The sequence below is a fragment of the Flavobacterium sp. genome, from assembly GCF_040402895.1.
Lineage (GTDB): Bacteria > Bacteroidota > Bacteroidia > Flavobacteriales > Flavobacteriaceae > Flavobacterium.
In genome coordinates this window covers 158,214-175,209 of the sequence record NZ_JBBALR010000002.1, presented here as the reverse complement: position 1 = coordinate 175,209, position 16,996 = coordinate 158,214, and the positions used below count along the sequence as shown (strand labels likewise).

Annotated in this window: 13 protein-coding genes; 6 read left to right on the top strand and 7 right to left on the bottom strand. The window is 31.4% G+C overall.

Annotated features, from left to right (window positions below):
• Positions 1 to 75: 75 nt before the first annotated feature.
• The 3 genes from ABWP60_RS02795 to ABWP60_RS02785 are packed head-to-tail and all read right to left on the bottom strand — an operon-like array spanning position 76 to position 2,853.
• A complete protein-coding gene (locus ABWP60_RS02795; RefSeq protein ID WP_353148193.1) occupies positions 76 to 657 on the bottom strand; it encodes a hypothetical protein in 582 nt (193 codons plus the stop codon).
• 30 nt (positions 658 to 687) lie between these two features.
• A complete protein-coding gene (locus ABWP60_RS02790; RefSeq protein WP_353148863.1) occupies positions 688 to 1,980 on the bottom strand; it encodes an MFS transporter in 1,293 nt (430 codons plus the stop codon).
• A gap of 57 nt (positions 1,981 to 2,037) precedes the next feature.
• Positions 2,038 to 2,853, bottom strand: a complete 816-nt coding sequence (locus tag ABWP60_RS02785) for a M48 family metallopeptidase (RefSeq protein WP_353148190.1) — start codon at positions 2,851 to 2,853, stop codon at positions 2,038 to 2,040.
• 95 nt (positions 2,854 to 2,948) lie between these two features.
• On the opposite strand from ABWP60_RS02785, the gene ABWP60_RS02780 reads away from it, so the two are divergent.
• Genes ABWP60_RS02780 through ABWP60_RS02770 form a run of 3 tightly spaced genes read left to right on the top strand, consistent with a single transcriptional unit; the run spans position 2,949 to position 5,698 of the window.
• On the top strand, positions 2,949 to 3,812 hold the full coding sequence (locus ABWP60_RS02780) for an alpha/beta fold hydrolase (protein WP_353148188.1): 864 nt from the start codon (positions 2,949 to 2,951) through the stop codon (positions 3,810 to 3,812).
• Positions 3,813 to 3,867: 55 nt separating this feature from the next.
• Positions 3,868 to 4,716: a transketolase gene (locus ABWP60_RS02775; protein ID WP_353148185.1), complete on the top strand. Its 849-nt coding sequence runs from the start codon at positions 3,868 to 3,870 to the stop codon at positions 4,714 to 4,716.
• A gap of 28 nt (positions 4,717 to 4,744) precedes the next feature.
• The gene (locus tag ABWP60_RS02770) at positions 4,745 to 5,698 is read left to right on the top strand and encodes a transketolase family protein (protein ID WP_353148182.1); all 954 of its coding nucleotides are present in this window, start codon (positions 4,745 to 4,747) and stop codon (positions 5,696 to 5,698) included.
• 72 nt (positions 5,699 to 5,770) lie between these two features.
• Here the strand turns inward: ABWP60_RS02770 and ABWP60_RS02765 are convergent, their stop codons facing one another.
• The 3 genes from ABWP60_RS02765 to ABWP60_RS02755 form a co-directional block, all read right to left on the bottom strand.
• Entirely contained in the window at positions 5,771 to 6,634 is an 864-nt protein-coding gene (locus ABWP60_RS02765; protein WP_353148179.1) for a bestrophin family protein, read from the bottom strand.
• A gap of 80 nt (positions 6,635 to 6,714) precedes the next feature.
• Entirely contained in the window at positions 6,715 to 8,817 is a 2,103-nt protein-coding gene (recG, locus tag ABWP60_RS02760; RefSeq protein WP_353148176.1) for an ATP-dependent DNA helicase RecG, read from the bottom strand.
• A gap of 140 nt (positions 8,818 to 8,957) precedes the next feature.
• Positions 8,958 to 10,556: a family 16 glycosylhydrolase gene (locus tag ABWP60_RS02755; protein WP_353148173.1), complete on the bottom strand. Its 1,599-nt coding sequence runs from the start codon at positions 10,554 to 10,556 to the stop codon at positions 8,958 to 8,960.
• Between the two features lie 138 nt (positions 10,557 to 10,694).
• Here ABWP60_RS02755 and ABWP60_RS02750 point away from each other — a divergent pair, with 138 nt between their 5' ends.
• Complete coding sequence (locus tag ABWP60_RS02750) at positions 10,695 to 12,776, top strand: M1 family metallopeptidase (protein ID WP_353148170.1); 2,082 nt, start codon at positions 10,695 to 10,697, stop codon at positions 12,774 to 12,776.
• Positions 12,777 to 12,781: 5 nt separating this feature from the next.
• On the opposite strand, the gene ABWP60_RS02745 is transcribed toward ABWP60_RS02750, so the two are convergent.
• Complete coding sequence (locus tag ABWP60_RS02745) at positions 12,782 to 13,306, bottom strand: DUF7935 family protein (protein ID WP_353148167.1); 525 nt, start codon at positions 13,304 to 13,306, stop codon at positions 12,782 to 12,784.
• A gap of 157 nt (positions 13,307 to 13,463) precedes the next feature.
• On the opposite strand from ABWP60_RS02745, the gene ABWP60_RS02740 reads away from it, so the two are divergent.
• Complete coding sequence (locus ABWP60_RS02740; protein WP_353148165.1) at positions 13,464 to 14,576, top strand: hypothetical protein; 1,113 nt, start codon at positions 13,464 to 13,466, stop codon at positions 14,574 to 14,576.
• A 60-nt stretch (positions 14,577 to 14,636) separates the two neighbouring features.
• Positions 14,637 to 16,970, top strand: coding sequence for an ATP-dependent helicase (locus tag ABWP60_RS02735; RefSeq protein ID WP_353148860.1), 2,334 nt, complete (start codon positions 14,637 to 14,639; stop codon positions 16,968 to 16,970).
• Positions 16,971 to 16,996: the final 26 nt, after the last annotated feature.

The window sequence follows — 16,996 nt, the reverse complement described above, 5'->3', positions numbered from 1 at the left end:
TTTTAGTAGTCAAGATGTATGCCATAAAAAATATCCCGAACAATATTCGGGATATTATAAGTATATAAAATGATATTATTGGAATCTAGGAACCTCAAATATTCCCTCAGAAATTGTATATAATGCTGTACTTCCTCCTTTTTTTATTGTTCCAGAAAAAGTACCTATTACTTTACCTGGATTAGTTGGATTAGCTACTAAAGTAGTTGATGACAAGGAAGATATATTAGCATTCATAGTACCACCAAATGCAGACGTAAAGGTATCGGCTGTAAAATTAGGATAATACTTTAAATAAGTAAATCCTTCATTAGTTGGACTTGAACTATTAAAAATAAAGTTACCAGTTGATGCATTAGGAAACTGAATAATAATTATTAATTTTGGAAAAGAATTTTCTAATAATGATAAATTTAACATCCCTTTATTGTTAATTGCAGCGTAATTTCCTCCGCCATTTTCAGGATTTTGTAACGTTCCTTCCCACTGATACAAAACCCCGTCTAATCTACAACTCCATTTATAAATACCTGAAGAATTTGTAGTATTATTGTTAGAAGTGTCCAGTGAGGAATCTAATGGTTCAGTTACGCATGAATTTAATGTAAGAGCAATAGCAAATAATACAAAGAATTTTAAAGTTTTAAATGATTTCATAATTAGTATATTAATTAAACAAATATAAAATTATTTTTTTATTTTTAGTGTTCTAAAAAGTAAAATAACACCAATTACAAAAAATAACACTAAAAATAAAATAGCATTTCGCATACTACCAGTAATTTGGTTGATGCTTCCGTAAAGTAACATTCCAATTACAATTCCAATTTTTTCGGCAACATCATAAAAACTAAAAAAAGAGGTGGTGTCCTTTGTTTCTGGCATTAATTTAGAAAAAGTAGAGCGTGAAAGCGATTGTATGCCTCCCATAACTAAACCTACAATTCCAGCAACCAAGTAAAACTGAATGGGTGCTGTAACAAAAAAGGCACCTATGCAAATAAATATCCAAATAGAATTAATGCCAATCAACGTTTTAATGTTTCCAAATTTTAAAGCTAATTTTGAGGTTAAAACAGCTCCCAAAACCGCAACCAATTGAATCATTAATATACTAACAATTAAACCTTGTCTTTTTTCATCTGCATTTCCCCAATTGATTTCTTGTTCTCCAAAATAAGTAGCTACAAGCATTACCGTTTGCACGGCCATGCTATAAATGAAAAAAGCAATTAAAAAACGTTTTAATGTTGCGTCTTTAAAAAACAATTTTTGAACTTTCTTAAGTTCATTATATCCATTAAGTACTATCGAAAAAGTTAGCGGATGCTTATTTTTATTTCCTTTTGGCAAATAATAAAAAGTATATTGACTAAACGCAATCCACCAAATTCCTGTAAAAACAAATGATAATTTCATAGCATGAATAGCTTCTTCATCTGTTCTTCCAATAATTAAATACAAGCAAATAACAAGTAAAATAACACTTCCAATATAGCCTAATGAAAAACCTTTGGCGCTTAATTTATCATGTTGTTCTGTAAAAGCAATATCTGATAAATACGAATTATAGAATACTAAACTTCCCCAAAAACCAACCAATCCAAAATAGAAACAACACATGCCAAATACTATGTTTTCTTTGGTAAACCAATATAAACCAATACAAGAGGCAGCACCCAAGTAACAAAAAAATTGCATAAATCGTTTTTTATTTCCCAAATAATCAGCAATTCCTGACAAAATTGGAGAAAAAACGGCTACTGTTAAAAAAGCAAAGGATGTAATAAAGAAAACTAGTGAGGTAGCTTTAATATCCATTCCATACATTTCAATATTAGGGTGTTCTTTAGTGAATAAAAAACCAAAATATAATGGAAAAATAGAGGAAGATATTACTAAGGAATAAACCGAATTTGCCCAATCATAAAATGCCCAAGCGTTTAATAATTTACTATTTCCTTTTTCTAATTGTTGCATCATATATAAAATAAAAATCCCGATAAATATCGGGACTAATATAAGATAATATTTTTATTATTTAAAAGTAACTCCAAATTTAGCAGCTTCTGCTTTTGCCTGAGGAAGTAATGCAGTTAATTCGTTTATTCTTGTTTGGTTACTTGGGTGGGTGCTTAAAAATACTGGAGGTGCTTTTCCTTCAGATTGTATTGACATTCTTTCCCAAACTTTTACGGCATTGATAGGATCATATCCTGCAATTGCCATTAATGTTAATCCAATCATATCGGCTTCACTTTCATGCGCTCTGCTAAACGGTAACATACCACCCACAGTTGATGCAGCTCCATAAGCCTGCATGGCTTCTTTTTGATATTTTGGTGCATATTTTTCAGCAGCAATAGCAGCACCAACAGCGCCAACTTGTTGTAATAAACCAGCGCTCATACGTTGTTGCCCATGATTTGCTAAAGCATGTGCTACTTCGTGTCCCATAACGGCAGCAATTCCAGCATCGTCTTTGCAAATAGGTAAAATCCCAGTATAAAAAACAATTTTACCACCAGGCATACACCAAGCATTTACTTCTTTACTTTCTACTAAATTGTATTCCCATTTGTACTCATTTAAATAATCTGATTTTCCATTGGCAGTTAAGTAGCGTTCAGAAGCTGTTTTAATTTTCATACCAATGGTTTCAATCCGTTTCGCATCTGAAGTTCCTTTTAAAACTTTATTTTCAGATAAAAACTGATTGTATTGCTGAAAAGCAGATGGAAAAATTGCACTATTTGGATAAAACGCCATAGTGCTTTTTCCTGTGAACGGGTTTTTTGCGCAAGAAACCACAAGAATTCCGGTTACGATAAGTGATTTTAGAAGTATTTTCATGATGTAAAATTTGGTCTAACAAAGTTATTCTATTTTTTGTTTAATTCAAAAATCATACCATACTATAATTGATTACTTTTGTATAAAAATAACACATGCCGAATAAAAAATCTTCAAATACGAATCAAGTTCCTAAAATTATCGTTTTAATTGGGCGGTTTTTATATCGAATTTCCCCAATTTTAGCAGAAAAATTTGCTCGAAAATTATTTATTACTCCAATAAAACATAAAATTCCGAAAAGAGAGTTTCAAATGGAAGCTACTTCGCAACAAACTAAATTATTTGTGCCTTCTATAAATAAAGAAATTGTGGTGTACGCTTATGGAAATTCGAGTAAAAAAATACTTTTGGTTCACGGTTGGTCGGGTAGAGGAACTCAATTGGTTAAAATTGCCGATGCCTTTATAGAAAAGGAGTATTCTATAATTAGCTTTGATGCTCCTGCACACGGAAAATCGGGTACAAAAACCACTTTAATGCTCGAATTTATCGAATCTATTTTAGAAGTTGAAAAAGCATATGGTCCTTTTGAATATGCAGTTGGGCATTCATTAGGAGGCATGTCTATTTTAAATGCTATAAAAAAAGGATTGCATGTAAAAAAAGCTGTAGTAATCGGCAGTGGAAATAGCGTCATTAATATTGTGAATACATTTATTGAAAAAATTGGCTTACCAAATGATGTAGCTGTTTTGATGAAAAATAATTTTGAAAAAAAGTACCATTTTGAAATGGAAAGTTTTTCAGCATATGTTGCAGCTAAAGAAGTTAAAATTCCAGTTTTAGTTATTCATGATTCGGATGATAAAGATATACCGGTTTCAGAAGCATATCATTTGGCAGAACACCTAACGGATAAAGAAATATTAATAACCAATACTTTAGGACATAGAAAAATATTGGGCGATTCAAAAGTAATTCACAAAATTGTTGAATTCTTATTGATAAAAAAATAAATTCACATTAGTTTAAACAGATTATTAAATTTATTTTTGCAAAAAACTTTTTACAATGACACAACAAATTTCTAATTTAGAACAATTTACACAACAAGTTCGAAGAGATATTCTTAGAATGGTTCATGCAGTTAATTCAGGTCATCCAGGTGGTTCTTTAGGCTGTGCAGAGTTCTTGGTAACCCTGTATCAACACGTTATGAAAAGAAACGAAGGCTTTGATATGAATGGTGCTAATGAAGATATTTTCTTTTTATCAAACGGACATATTTCTCCTGTTTTTTACAGTGTTTTAGCTCGAAGCGGTTATTTTTCAGTATCGGAATTGGCAACTTTTCGAAAATTAAATACGCGTTTACAAGGGCATCCAACAACTCATGAAGGTTTAGAAGGTATAAGAATGGCTTCTGGATCTTTAGGGCAAGGATTATCAGTTGCAATTGGAGCTGCTCAAGCAAAAAAACTTAACAAAGATACAAATTTAGTCTATGTTTTAACTGGTGATGGTGAATTACAAGAAGGTCAAAATTGGGAAGCAATTATGTATGCGTCTGCTAAAAATGTAGACAACTTAATTGCAACTGTCGATTTAAATGGGCAACAAATTGATGGTTCTACTACGGATGTATTAAACATGGGTAATGTAAAAGCGAAATTTGAAGCATTTGATTGGGATGTTTTAGAAATTAAAGAAGGGAATAATATCGAAGCCATAATAAACGGTATGGCAGATGCAAAATCTCGTACAAGAAAAGGAAAACCAGTTTGTGTGTTATTACATACAGAAATGGGTAACGGTGTAGATTTCATGATGCATACACACGCTTGGCATGGAAAAGCTCCAAGTAATGAGCAATTAGAAAATGCCTTGAATCAAAATCCTGCTACTTTAGGAGATTATTAATAATGCTTTGTGCTTATAGCTAAAAAATATGAAAAAATACGAAAACACAGGAAGTAAAGATACGCGTTCAGGATTTGGAGCAGGAATGACCGAATTAGGACAAAAAAACCAAAATGTAGTAGCACTTTGTGCCGATTTAATTGGTTCGTTAAAGTTTGACGATTTCAAGAAAAATCATCCAGAGCGTTTTTTCCAAATCGGAATTGCGGAAGCCAATATGATTGGAATTGCCGCAGGTTTAACCATTGGAGGAAAAATTCCTTTTACTGGAACTTTTGCAAACTTTTCTACTGGAAGAGTATATGACCAAATTCGTCAATCTGTAGCTTACTCAGATAAAAATGTAAAAATTTGTGCTTCTCACGCGGGTTTAACTTTAGGAGAAGATGGCGCTACGCACCAAATTTTAGAAGATATAGGTTTAATGAAAATGTTACCTGGAATGACAGTAATTAACACCTGCGATTACAACCAAACAAAAGCAGCCACTTTGGCTTTAGCAGATCATCATGGACCTGCTTATTTACGTTTTGGACGTCCGGTAGTGCCTAATTTTATGCCTGCAGATGAACCTTTTGTAATTGGAAAAGCCATTTTATTAAACGAAGGTAATGACGTAACGATAATCGCAACTGGACATTTGGTTTGGGAAGCACTATTAGCAGCTGAAGAATTAGAAAAACAAGGCATTTCTGCTGAAGTGATTAATATCCACACCATTAAACCTTTAGATGAAGAAGCTATTTTAAAATCGGTTGCTAAAACGGGTTGTGTAGTTACTGCTGAAGAGCACAATATTTTAGGTGGTTTAGGAGAAAGTGTTGCCAGAACGTTAAGTTTAAATACTCCAACTCCACAAGAATTTGTAGCTACTAATGATACTTTTGGAGAAAGTGGAACGCCAGAACAATTAATGGAAAAATACGGATTAAATAGCACAGCTATTATTGAAAAATCATTAAAAGTGATGGCTAGAAAATAATATTTATTTTATATTTAAAAAATTCCCGTCTCGATTTTATCGAGACGGGAATTTTTGTTTTTAGTCAACAGGTTATAAAATTTCTTCCACATCTTTTTTAATGTTACTTGCTATTTTTGCAGTAGGTAAATCGTTTTCATCTCCGCCAAAAGGATCTTCAATTTCTTCGGCAATTAATTCCAAACTTGCCAACACATAAAAAATAAAAACCACGACTGGAATAACATAATATCCTAAACTGAATACGTATCCAAAAGGCAGTGTCATCACATAAAAGAAAATAAATTTTTTTATAAATGCGCTATAAGAATAAGGTATTGGTGTGTTTTTAATTCGTTCACAAGCGCCACAAACATCTGTAAACGATTGTATTTCTGAATTTAATATAATTAATTGATTTCCAGTTATTTTATTTGAATTGTATAGTAAATTTATTTTACTAAAAATCATCTTTGCTACTTGGTTGGGTTTGTGTTTGGTTAGATCAATTTCTAAATCTAAACCTTCAAATAAAACCATTCCTACTTCTTCATTACTTAAATGTTTTGCTAAGATAGATGCGTAACCTGGAATTACTTTTTTGAAATAAATTTTATCAGCTTCATTATCCAAAATGGAGGCTAATTTAATGGCTAAATTTCTTGAATTATTAACCAAACTTCCCCATAATTTTCTTCCTTCCCACCATCTATCATAAGCGGTATTGGTTCTGTAAGCCAGAAGTAATGACAGCACAAATCCGACAGTTGTATGCAATATGGAAATGTTTTTAACATGACTATTTTCTTTTAATTTGAAATAATGTATTTCAAAATAACAGATGGCGCCAGAATAAACACCAATTAAAATCATCATTGGAATTAATTGACGAAAGGTATCCGATTTATGAAATCGAAAAATAAAAGTAATCCAGTCTTTTGGGTTATATTGTACCATGATTTTATGTAAAAATGTTTTTCTCTAATAAATTTATTAAATCTATATTCTATTTTCTATACTCTATATTCTTTTTTCCATTACGAAATGTAATTCCAAATACTTTTCTTTTTGCTGATTTCCATAAATACTGCTTTTAATTTAGCATGTTCAGGTAAATTCATACTTGGATCTTCTTTAAGTAGTTTTACCGCAATATGTCTTGCTACCTGTAAAATGTCTCGGTCTTTTACCAAATCTGCAATTTGAAGGTTTAATATGCCACTTTGTTGTTTTCCCATAATATCACCTGGGCCTCGAAGTTTTAAATCGACTTCTGCAATTTCAAATCCGTCATTGGTTCGTACCATGGTTTCCATTCGGGTTTTGCTGTCTTCGGATAATTTGTAATCGGTCATTAAAATACAATAACTTTGTTCGGCACCACGACCAACGCGTCCTCGTAACTGATGTAATTGTGACAAGCCAAAACGCTCGGCACTTTCAATCACCATTACGGAAGCATTTGGAACGTTTACACCTACCTCAATTACTGTTGTAGCCACCATAATGTTGGTTTTTCCTTCCGCAAAGCGTTTCATTTCTTCCTCTTTGTCTGCTGGTTTCATTTTACCATGCAAAATAGAAATGGAATAGTGTGGCAAAGGAAAATCACGAGAAATACTTTCATAACCATCCATCAAATCTTTGTAATCCATTTTTTCTGATTCTTGAATTAACGGATATACAATATAAATTTGTCGGCCTTTGGCAATTTCATCTTTTAAAAATTTCCATACTACCAATCGCTTACTATCAAATCGATGAACGGTTTGAATTGGTTTTCGACCTGGAGGTAGTTCGTCTATTATTGAAATATCTAAATCCCCATATAAACTCATCGCTAAAGTGCGTGGAATTGGAGTAGCGGTCATGACTAAAACATGAGGTGGGATTTCCGATTTCCTCCAAAGTTTACTTCGTTGTTCTACACCAAAACGATGTTGTTCATCGATTACAGCTAAACCTAAGTTTTTAAATTGGACCTTATCTTCCAATAAAGCATGTGTACCGATAATTATGTCTAACGTACCGTTTTCTAATTCTTCATGAATAATTCTTCGTTGTGCAATTTTCGTAGAACCGGTTAATATTCTGATGTTAATATTTAAATCTTTAGCTAATTCGGTAAGGCCATTAAAATGCTGATTTGCCAGAATTTCTGTCGGCGCCATTAAACAGCTTTGAAAGCCGTTATCTTTTGCAATAAGCATACACATTAAAGCAACTATGGTTTTTCCGGAACCTACATCACCTTGAAGTAAACGATTCATTTGTGCATGACTCCCTAAATCGTTTCGTATTTCTTTTAATACTCTTTTTTGAGCATTAGTTAATTCAAAAGGTAAATGATTGTTGTAAAAATTATTAAAATTTTCACCAATAATTTCAAATGGAAACCCTTTTATTTTATGTTTTCGAATTAAATTTTTAGTGATTAATTGCAGTTGAATAAAAAACAATTCTTCAAATTTTAATCGAAATTGTGCTTTGGCTAATAGTTCATGATTTTTTGGGAAATGTATATTTAGTAACGCTTCTTTTTTTGAAATTAGTTTTAATTCTTCTATAATAGAATCGGATAATGTTTCTGAAAATAACTGATGCGTTTCTGAAAACAATTGCATCATCATTTTATTGATTACTTTATTGGTAACTCCTTTGTTGTTAAGCTTTTCAGTACTTGGATACACAGGTTGCATTACACTTCGTAATGTGGTTTTGTGCTCTTCCAACAATTCCATTTCTGGATGGGCCATATTGAAAACGGAACCAAATTGCGTGACTTTTCCAAAAATAACATAAACCGTATTGAGTTTTAAACTTTCTTTTACCCATTTTTGTCCTTGAAACCAAACCAATTCCATTTGTCCTGTGTCATCTAGAAAAGTAGCGACTAATCTTGATTTTCCTTTTCCTTGGTCGATGGTTTTAATATGAACCACTTTTCCTACAATTTGAACTTCTAAATTGCTGTTTATTAGTTGGTTGATTTTAAAATACCGCGTTCTATCGATATATCGATTGGGGTATAAATGGATTAAATCGCCATATTTATGAATATTCATTTCTTTGCGAAGTAAGTCGCCACGTTGTGGCCCAACGCCTTTTAAATATTCAATGGGAGTTTCAAGTAGATTCAAAGTCTAATTCTATTTTTGTAATTCAAATTGAATTTTGAACACAGATAAAAGAAATTAAATGAATTTTTAAAATTTTTCTAATCTGCGTTTAAATACACATGAAAAGCGAAGATAGGTATAAATTCTAAATTTTGAAATTATTATTTCTTTATAAATTTATAGGTATTATTGTCACTTTCAGAAATTAGTTTAACTAAATAAATTCCGTTTTGATAATTAGAAACATCAATATTCGTTTCATTCGTCAATAAAATACAAGAATGTAGTTTTTGCCCTAATATTGAATATATTTCAGCTGTTGGATTTGTGTTCTCTAGGTTTAAAATGGTTAATTTATCCGAAACTGGATTTGGAAATAATTTAATTCTTTCAGAATTTTGAAAATTAGTGGTTGCTAATGCAGCTTCTTGATACACTCTAACATAATCTACTTCCATTGTAGATTGAACAAAACTAGAAGAAACACTAGGTTCTATAGCAACATTTAATAAAATATACTGTTCCGCATCAAAAGGCCAGGTATATTGGTTTTTTATTGTTGGATTATAAATTAAGTGATTTACACCATCTACACTAAAAGTAATACTTTGTGCATTCCATTCCATGGCATAGATATGAAAATTATTTGAAACCCCTGCTTTGTATTGCGAATTAGTAGTGTATTCGCCAATGCTTAAATTCCCATTTATAGGATGATGAACCGCACTTGAAATTATGTTTTGATTGGTTCCCCAGTGTTCCATAATATCTATTTCACCGCAGGCAGGCCAATTAGTAGTTCCGTGACTAGCCGTCCAATATCCGCCGGGTTCAATAATGTTTTTGCCTAACATCCATATTGCAGGCCAAGTTCCAGCACCTGTTGGTAATTTGGCACGAACTTCAACTCGTCCATATTTAAATGCAAATTTAGAGTTTAATCTGGCTGAGGTATATTGTTTGGTTTGATTTTGTTGTGTTAGGGTTTGTTTTTTGGCTGTAATTGATAAAATTCCGTTTGAGCAATAAGAATTGGTCTGACTGTTGGTATAATGCTGTAATTCGCCATTATACCAGCTTGTTCCGTTAGGTAATTGTGTTTGATGAAACCAATTTAAATTATTTACAACACCATTAGTTGAAAATTCATCACTCCAAACTAAATTAGTACAAGTTGAAATGGCTCCAGAATATAAAAAATCATCAATATAAGCCATTACGTTTGAGTTGTTGTTTTCACCATTTATTTGGATTAGTACACGATTAAAATCCCATCTATTTAATGGGTTTTGTGAATTTGGATCCAAATTAATAAATGCATCTGTACCAAAATTAAAAGTAATGGTTTGCCATTGATTCAAAACGATAGGTTTAATAATTTCACATTGTGTAGACCAAGGTGTAGCTGAAGTTCCATTTTGAAGTTTTAATGAAACTTGATTGTTTTGATTTCCTGTAATACCGGATGAAGGCACATATATTTTTAATGAAAATTCACTACTTGTTACTAGATTAAAATTAAACCCAGCATCAAAACGAACGTTTGCATATTGTCCACCAATGTCTGAATATTTAAGGACTTTTGATGATAAATTTGTTCCTGTAGGAAAAGGATTAGTGAAATTTGTATCTATCAAACAGTCATCGCCAAACCATGAAGTTATTGTACTATTTCCTTCAAAATTGTCTTGGGAAATTTGTGCTTGAGAAAATAAACTAACTTGTGATAACAATAATAATATTGAAAGTAGGTAACGCATAATATTTTTTTTCAAAAATAGTATTTAATTTAGCACAAAATAAAATCATAACCTATACTAAAACTATACAAAATAAAATCTTAGTAGACAATTTATGTGTTTCGTTAATTAGTATCAATGTTGTAAATAAAATAATAAATGCGCTATATATTTCTACTTTTTTCCATTCTAAACTTTTCGCAACAAACGAAATATGTTGATTTTTTGACGTGTAATGCTTCGTTGTATCCAAATTTTAATGAAAAATCAATTTCTGGAAGTGTAACTTACGAATTTAAAGTAAAACAAATTATAGATACTATTAAAATCGATGCTAAAAACATGGAGTTTTCAGAAGTTATGATTAATGATAAATTGGTGAACTTCAAAAATTTAGGAAAAACATTGGATTTATTTGAAGGGTTTTCTAAGGGTAAAAACAAACTAACGTTTCTATATCATGCAATACCGAAACAAACGCTTTATTTCATAGGACAAGATGATACTAGGCAAATTTGGACGCAAGGTCAAGGAAAATATACCAGTCATTGGTTGCCGAGTTTTGACGATGTTAATGAGAAAGTAATTTTTGGGATAACTATTAACTATTATGTTGATATGGATAAATTTGAATATGAACCTATTGCGTTATCTAATGGTAAATTGAATTTTGAGAAAAGCACTATAAGCTGGAGTAGAGGCGTAAACGATATTACAAGAAATTATCAAATGCAAAAACCAATGTCGTCTTATTTAGTAATGCTGGCGTTTGGAAATTTTGTTAAGGAAGAAGCCAAAAGCAAATCAGGAACCCCTTTAGAATTCTACATAGATAAAAATGATTATTCAAAATTCGAGCCCACGTATCGTTATTCTAAACAAATTTTTGATTATTTAGAACAAGAAATTGGCATGAAATACCCATGGAAAATTTATCGTCAAGTACCAGTTAGAGATTTTTTATATGCTGGTATGGAAAACACGACTTCTACTATTTTTGCCCAAGATTTTGTAGTGGATTCGATCGGTTTTAATGATAAAAATTATATCAATGTAAATGCACATGAATTGGCTCATCAATGGTTTGGCGATTTAATAACAGCCCAATCAGGAAAACATCATTGGCTACAAGAAGGTTTCGCTACATATTATGCTCTTTTGGCAGAAAAGGAAATTTTTGGTGATGATTATTTTTATAACGAGTTATACGATTATGCTCTGCAATTGAAAAGCGCAGCCAAAACCGACACAATTCCTGTGATGAATGAAAAAGCGAGTTCCCTATCATTTTATAAAAAAGGAGCCTGGGCGTTGCATACGTTACGTGAAGATATCGGTGCGAAAAAGTTTCAAAAGGCAGTAAAAAAGTATTTAAAAAAATACCAGTATAGAAATGTAATTACCGATGAATTTTTGGCTGAAATAAAAAAAGTTTCAAAAAAATTTGATACTGAAAGTTTTAAAAGCAAATGGTTGGAAACTGCTGGTTTTGATATGGTTTTAGCAGAAAGATATCTTTTGAAAAACAAATCGGTTGCGACATATATTCAACTAACAAAAGAGAAAAATGACATTGAAAACTATAAAGCAATTTTACAATCGGATACCTATTTTCCTATAAAACAATATATTTTCTACAAATTAGGTAATTCTACTTTTAATGATAAAAAAGAATTGATTGATATTGGTATGAAACAAAACGTATATGTTCGTCAAGCCATTGCCGAAACGATGACTGAAATACCAGATGAATTTCAATCGCAATATGAAACTTTTTTAGACGATGATTCATATAAAACAAAAGAAATTGCTTTGATAAATTTGTGCAATAATTTTCCAAATCAGTCATTTGAATATTTAGAAAAACTAAAAAACATATCTGGCAATAACGATAAAAGTTTACGAGTAATTTGGTTAAAACTTGCGTTAAATACTGATAAATATAATGACAATAAAAAAATGTATTTTGATGAATTATTAAATTATGCTTCAAATAATAATGAAAGTAGTCTTAGAGAAAATGCTTTGGAAGTTTTATTGGAAATATATCCAAATAATTCTAATGTAATTCAAGCTTTGTTTCAAGCAACCACGCATCATAAATGGCAATTTACAAAATTCGCAAGAGAGAAAATTCGAACCTTGTTAAAACAGCCTGATTTTAGAAATCAAGTAGAAAATTTAGTTAAAACTGCAGATGAAAAAACAGCAACTCTGTATTTAAAATTTTTGAAAGAGTAAAAATATTAAAAAACCCTTTTCAATTCTTCCTTGATAAAACTTATTGCTACGGCGCTTGCGCTTTCTGTTTGTGTGAGTTCTTGAAGTAGTTTTGTACGTAATTCTTCCCCAGTTTTTACTTCACCTTCAATAGAAAATCTTCTAATTTGAGTAATAATACTGTTTTTGGCTTTTAAAATAATTTCCCAACTTTCTGTAGTAAAATATATTTGTTGCGCAATATTGTGTTCGTATTCAGTTTGAATAGTATGTACTAGAAGTGTTGCGTAACTTTGAGGATCTAAACTATTCGGTTCTACACGCATCATTAAGTTAATTGGATTGATGCGTTCTAAAAATAATACGATACGCTCATAAGCTTGTAATCTAATGGGTAACCCTAAGCGCTGATTTTCTCTAAGTAATTCGAATTTTCGTTTGTTTTCTTCGTTTTTGAAAAATTTATGTAACAAACCAAACGCTACCCCGCCAGTAATAATTGCAGGTAATGTATATGTGGCAATTTCTAATAACTTTACTTCTATGTTCATCGCTAGTTTTTTTACAAATCTAAAATATTTTTTTAAATAAAATAAATCCATTTATAATTTCTTATATTTGTTAGTATGTCAGCGTGTTAGTATGAAGAATTTGGTTTTTTTCGGTTTGATTCTTTTTTCTTTTTTGTCGTTTTCTCAGACAAAAGAGGTGATATTAGTATTTAAAGATAAAGTGTCTGGCGCTTTAATTGAAAATGTTGCTGTTGCAATTTTAAGAACAGATGAAAATTTTCAAAGCAATAAAGAGGGAGTGGTGAAATTTAATTTAAATAAACCTTCTAGAATTAACATTAAGCATACCGAATATAAAGAATTAAATATTAATTCGGCTACTTTGAAAGATGCAGAAACGGTGATTTTTTTAGATAACATTTCTCAAGATATTGAAGATATTGTGATTACTAATCGTCAATCTTTTAGCATACTCAAAACATTGATTATCAAATCAATGAATAAATTAACAGCTCCCATTAATTTAAAAATATATTCCAGGGAATTTTTTAAATACAATAACGAATATACATCTTATTCTGATGGTTTGGTGAATTTTTGTTTGAAGGATAAACCCAACAAATTTGCCGCTGATATTTTAGTAGAACAAAACAGAACGTATAATTTAATAAACAACGAAAAAATTGAAAAAAAGACATTAAGTTATAATATGTATGACATCATTCAGAATTATTATGATTTTAAATATATTACCAATTTAGCCGAATCAAAAGCGAAAAAAAAATTTGATTTTGAAATAAAAACGGTGAAAGGAAAAGCAGATTTTTATCAAATGGTAATTGTTCCAAAACCAGAAATTGAAGAGTTTTTACCAACCGTAACTGTAATATATGATAATAAAAAGAATATTATCTTAGAATTAGAATATTTTGTAGAACCCAATCGATTTGATTATTCAGATGTTTCTAACTTGAAAGTCGTAAAAGGAAAAATATTCAATTCCACTTTTAAAGCCTTATATATTTTAGATGGTGACGATTATTTTTTAGCCAGTACAAAAGAAGAAATAGGGTTGATGGTAAAAGATAAAAAAGAGGTCGAAAATAAGGTGGAAATAGTCAATTATTTAATTACCACACAACATAGTAGAAAATTTGTGCCTTATGAAAAAGAAGATGTTTTCAAAGAAAAATCTTTAATTAATAAGAAAAACGCCATTATTACTGAATATTGGGAAACCAATTCCGGTTTGTTATTAACTTCAGAAGAAAAAAAAATTGTTGATAATTTACAGTTAAAAGACAATTAAAAAAAGATAAAATCCCTTCAAAATCTGTATTTTTGCTTTCCTAATTATCCTATTTTGGCCATACAACAATACATAAATCAATTAAATGAGGCACAACGTGCGCCAGTTTTGCAAAAAGATGGTGCTATGATTGTTATTGCGGGTGCTGGTTCAGGCAAAACACGTGTGCTTACCGTTCGAATTGCTAACTTGATGTATCAAGGTGTTGATGCATTTAATATTTTAGCCTTAACTTTTACGAATAAAGCAGCTCGTGAAATGAAAAAACGTATTGCTGAAATTGTGGGAAATAATGAAGCCAAAAACCTTTGGATGGGTACATTTCACTCTGTTTTTGCAAAAATTTTACGAAGCGAAGCGGAAAAATTAGGTTATCCTTCCAATTTTACTATTTATGATTCTCAAGATTCTTTACGTTGTTTAGGTGGCATTATTAAGGAAATGCAATTGGATAAAGAGGTCTATAAACCCAAACAAATTTTAGGTAGAATTTCACAATATAAAAACTCACTAATTACGGTTCGTGCCTATTTTAATAATCCCGAATTACAAGAAGCCGATGCGATGAGTAAAAAACCTCGTATGGGTGAAATTTACAATAATTATGTAGAACGTTGTTTCAAGTCGGGTGCGATGGATTTTGACGATTTGTTATTGAAAACCAACGAGTTATTAAATCGTTTTCCAGATGTTTTAGCGAAATACCAAGATAGATTTAGATATATTTTAGTTGATGAGTACCAAGATACTAACCATTCACAATACCTAATTGTAAAAGCACTTTCAGATAGATTCCAGAACATTTGTGTGGTGGGAGATGATGCACAAAGTATTTATGCGTTTCGTGGTGCGAATATCAATAATATTTTAAACTTTCAAAAAGATTATGAAGGTGTAAAGATGTTCCGATTGGAACAAAATTATCGTTCCTCTAAAAACATTGTAGAAGCGGCAAATAATGTTATCGATAAGAATAAAACCAAGCTGGAAAAGATTGTTTGGACAGCCAATGATGACGGACCTAAAATTAAAGTCCATCGAAGTGTTACAGATGGAGAAGAAGGTCGTTTTGTAGCCGCAACTATTTTCGAACAAAAAATGCAAAACCAATTGCCGAATTCGCATTTTGCAATTTTGTATCGTACCAACGCGCAATCTCGTGCTATGGAAGATGCGTTGCGAAAAAGAGATATTCCGTACCGAATTTATGGCGGATTATCGTTTTATCAACGTAAAGAAATTAAAGATGTATTATCTTATTTGCGATTGGTAATCAATCCGAAAGACGAAGAAGCGTTAGTTCGAGTAATAAATTATCCAGCAAGAGGAATTGGCGATACAACTTTAGAAAAACTTACGGTAGCGGCCAATCATTATAAGCGTTCCATTTTTGAAGTGATGGAGCATATTGATAAAATCGATTTAAAATTAAACTCTGGTACAAAAACCAAGTTGCAAGATTTTGTGACGATGATAAAAAGTTTTCAAGTCATCAATGAACAACAAGATGCCTTCACGTTAACAGATCACGTAACGAAGAAAACAGGTTTAGTGCAAGAATTAAAAAAAGACGGCACACCAGAAGGAATTGCTAGAATCGAAAATATAGAAGAATTATTAAACGGTATTAAAGATTTTACCGAAGGTCAAAAAGAAATTGATGGCGCGCGTGGTGCTTTAGCAGAATTTATGGAAGATGTGGCATTGGCGACAGATTTAGATAAAGACACAGGCGATGATGATAGAGTGGCATTAATGACCATTCACTTAGCGAAAGGATTAGAATTTCCACACGTTTTTGTGGTAGGAATGGAAGAAGATTTGTTTCCAAGTGCGATGAGTATGAATACACGAAGCGAGTTGGAAGAAGAAAGAAGATTGTTTTATGTAGCCTTAACTCGTGCCGAACATCAAGCGTATTTAACATATGCGCAATCGCGTTACCGATGGGGAAAATTGGTAGATAGTGAACCATCACGTTTTATTGAAGAAATTAATGATGAATATTTGGAATATATGAATCCGATAGATTCGGGTTATCGATACAAACCAACTATGGATATTGACATATTTGGAGATGTGGATAAATCTAAATTGCGATTAGCGAAACCAACTGCAGGAACGCCACCAGAATATATTTCCAAAAACGAACCTGTTTCGTCTACTAATATTAGAAGATTAAAACCTTTGAATAGCGGTGTTAGTCCATCGAAAAACAATGTTACAGATGCAAACTTAGCTGTTGGAAATATAGTGATGCACGAACGTTTTGGAAAAGGTGAAATTGTAGGTTTAGAAGGTGTAGGAGCAGACAAAAAAGCGGAAATACGTTTCGATGTTGGTGGCTTGAAGAAGTTGTTGTTGCGATTTGCAAAGTTAAATGTGATTGGGTAACGCTTAAAGCAATAAGCTTTCAGCAT

What these genes read in the sequence shown, in the direction of transcription:
- ABWP60_RS02780 (WP_353148188.1), top strand. Translation starts at nt 2,949, where the DNA reads ATGCCGAATAAAAAATCTTCAAATACGAATCAAGTTCCTAAAATTATC.
- ABWP60_RS02790 (WP_353148863.1), bottom strand. Translation starts at nt 1,980, where the DNA reads ATGCAACAATTAGAAAAAGGAAATAGTAAATTATTAAACGCTTGGGCA.
- ABWP60_RS02745 (WP_353148167.1), bottom strand. Translation starts at nt 13,306, where the DNA reads ATGAACATAGAAGTAAAGTTATTAGAAATTGCCACATATACATTACCT.
- ABWP60_RS02750 (WP_353148170.1), top strand. Translation starts at nt 10,695, where the DNA reads ATGCGCTATATATTTCTACTTTTTTCCATTCTAAACTTTTCGCAACAA.
- ABWP60_RS02765 (WP_353148179.1), bottom strand. Translation starts at nt 6,634, where the DNA reads ATGGTACAATATAACCCAAAAGACTGGATTACTTTTATTTTTCGATTT.
- ABWP60_RS02775 (WP_353148185.1), top strand. Translation starts at nt 3,868, where the DNA reads ATGACACAACAAATTTCTAATTTAGAACAATTTACACAACAAGTTCGA.
- ABWP60_RS02785 (WP_353148190.1), bottom strand. Translation starts at nt 2,853, where the DNA reads ATGAAAATACTTCTAAAATCACTTATCGTAACCGGAATTCTTGTGGTT.
- ABWP60_RS02795 (WP_353148193.1), bottom strand. Translation starts at nt 657, where the DNA reads ATGAAATCATTTAAAACTTTAAAATTCTTTGTATTATTTGCTATTGCT.
- ABWP60_RS02755 (WP_353148173.1), bottom strand. Translation starts at nt 10,556, where the DNA reads ATGCGTTACCTACTTTCAATATTATTATTGTTATCACAAGTTAGTTTA.
- ABWP60_RS02770 (WP_353148182.1), top strand. Translation starts at nt 4,745, where the DNA reads ATGAAAAAATACGAAAACACAGGAAGTAAAGATACGCGTTCAGGATTT.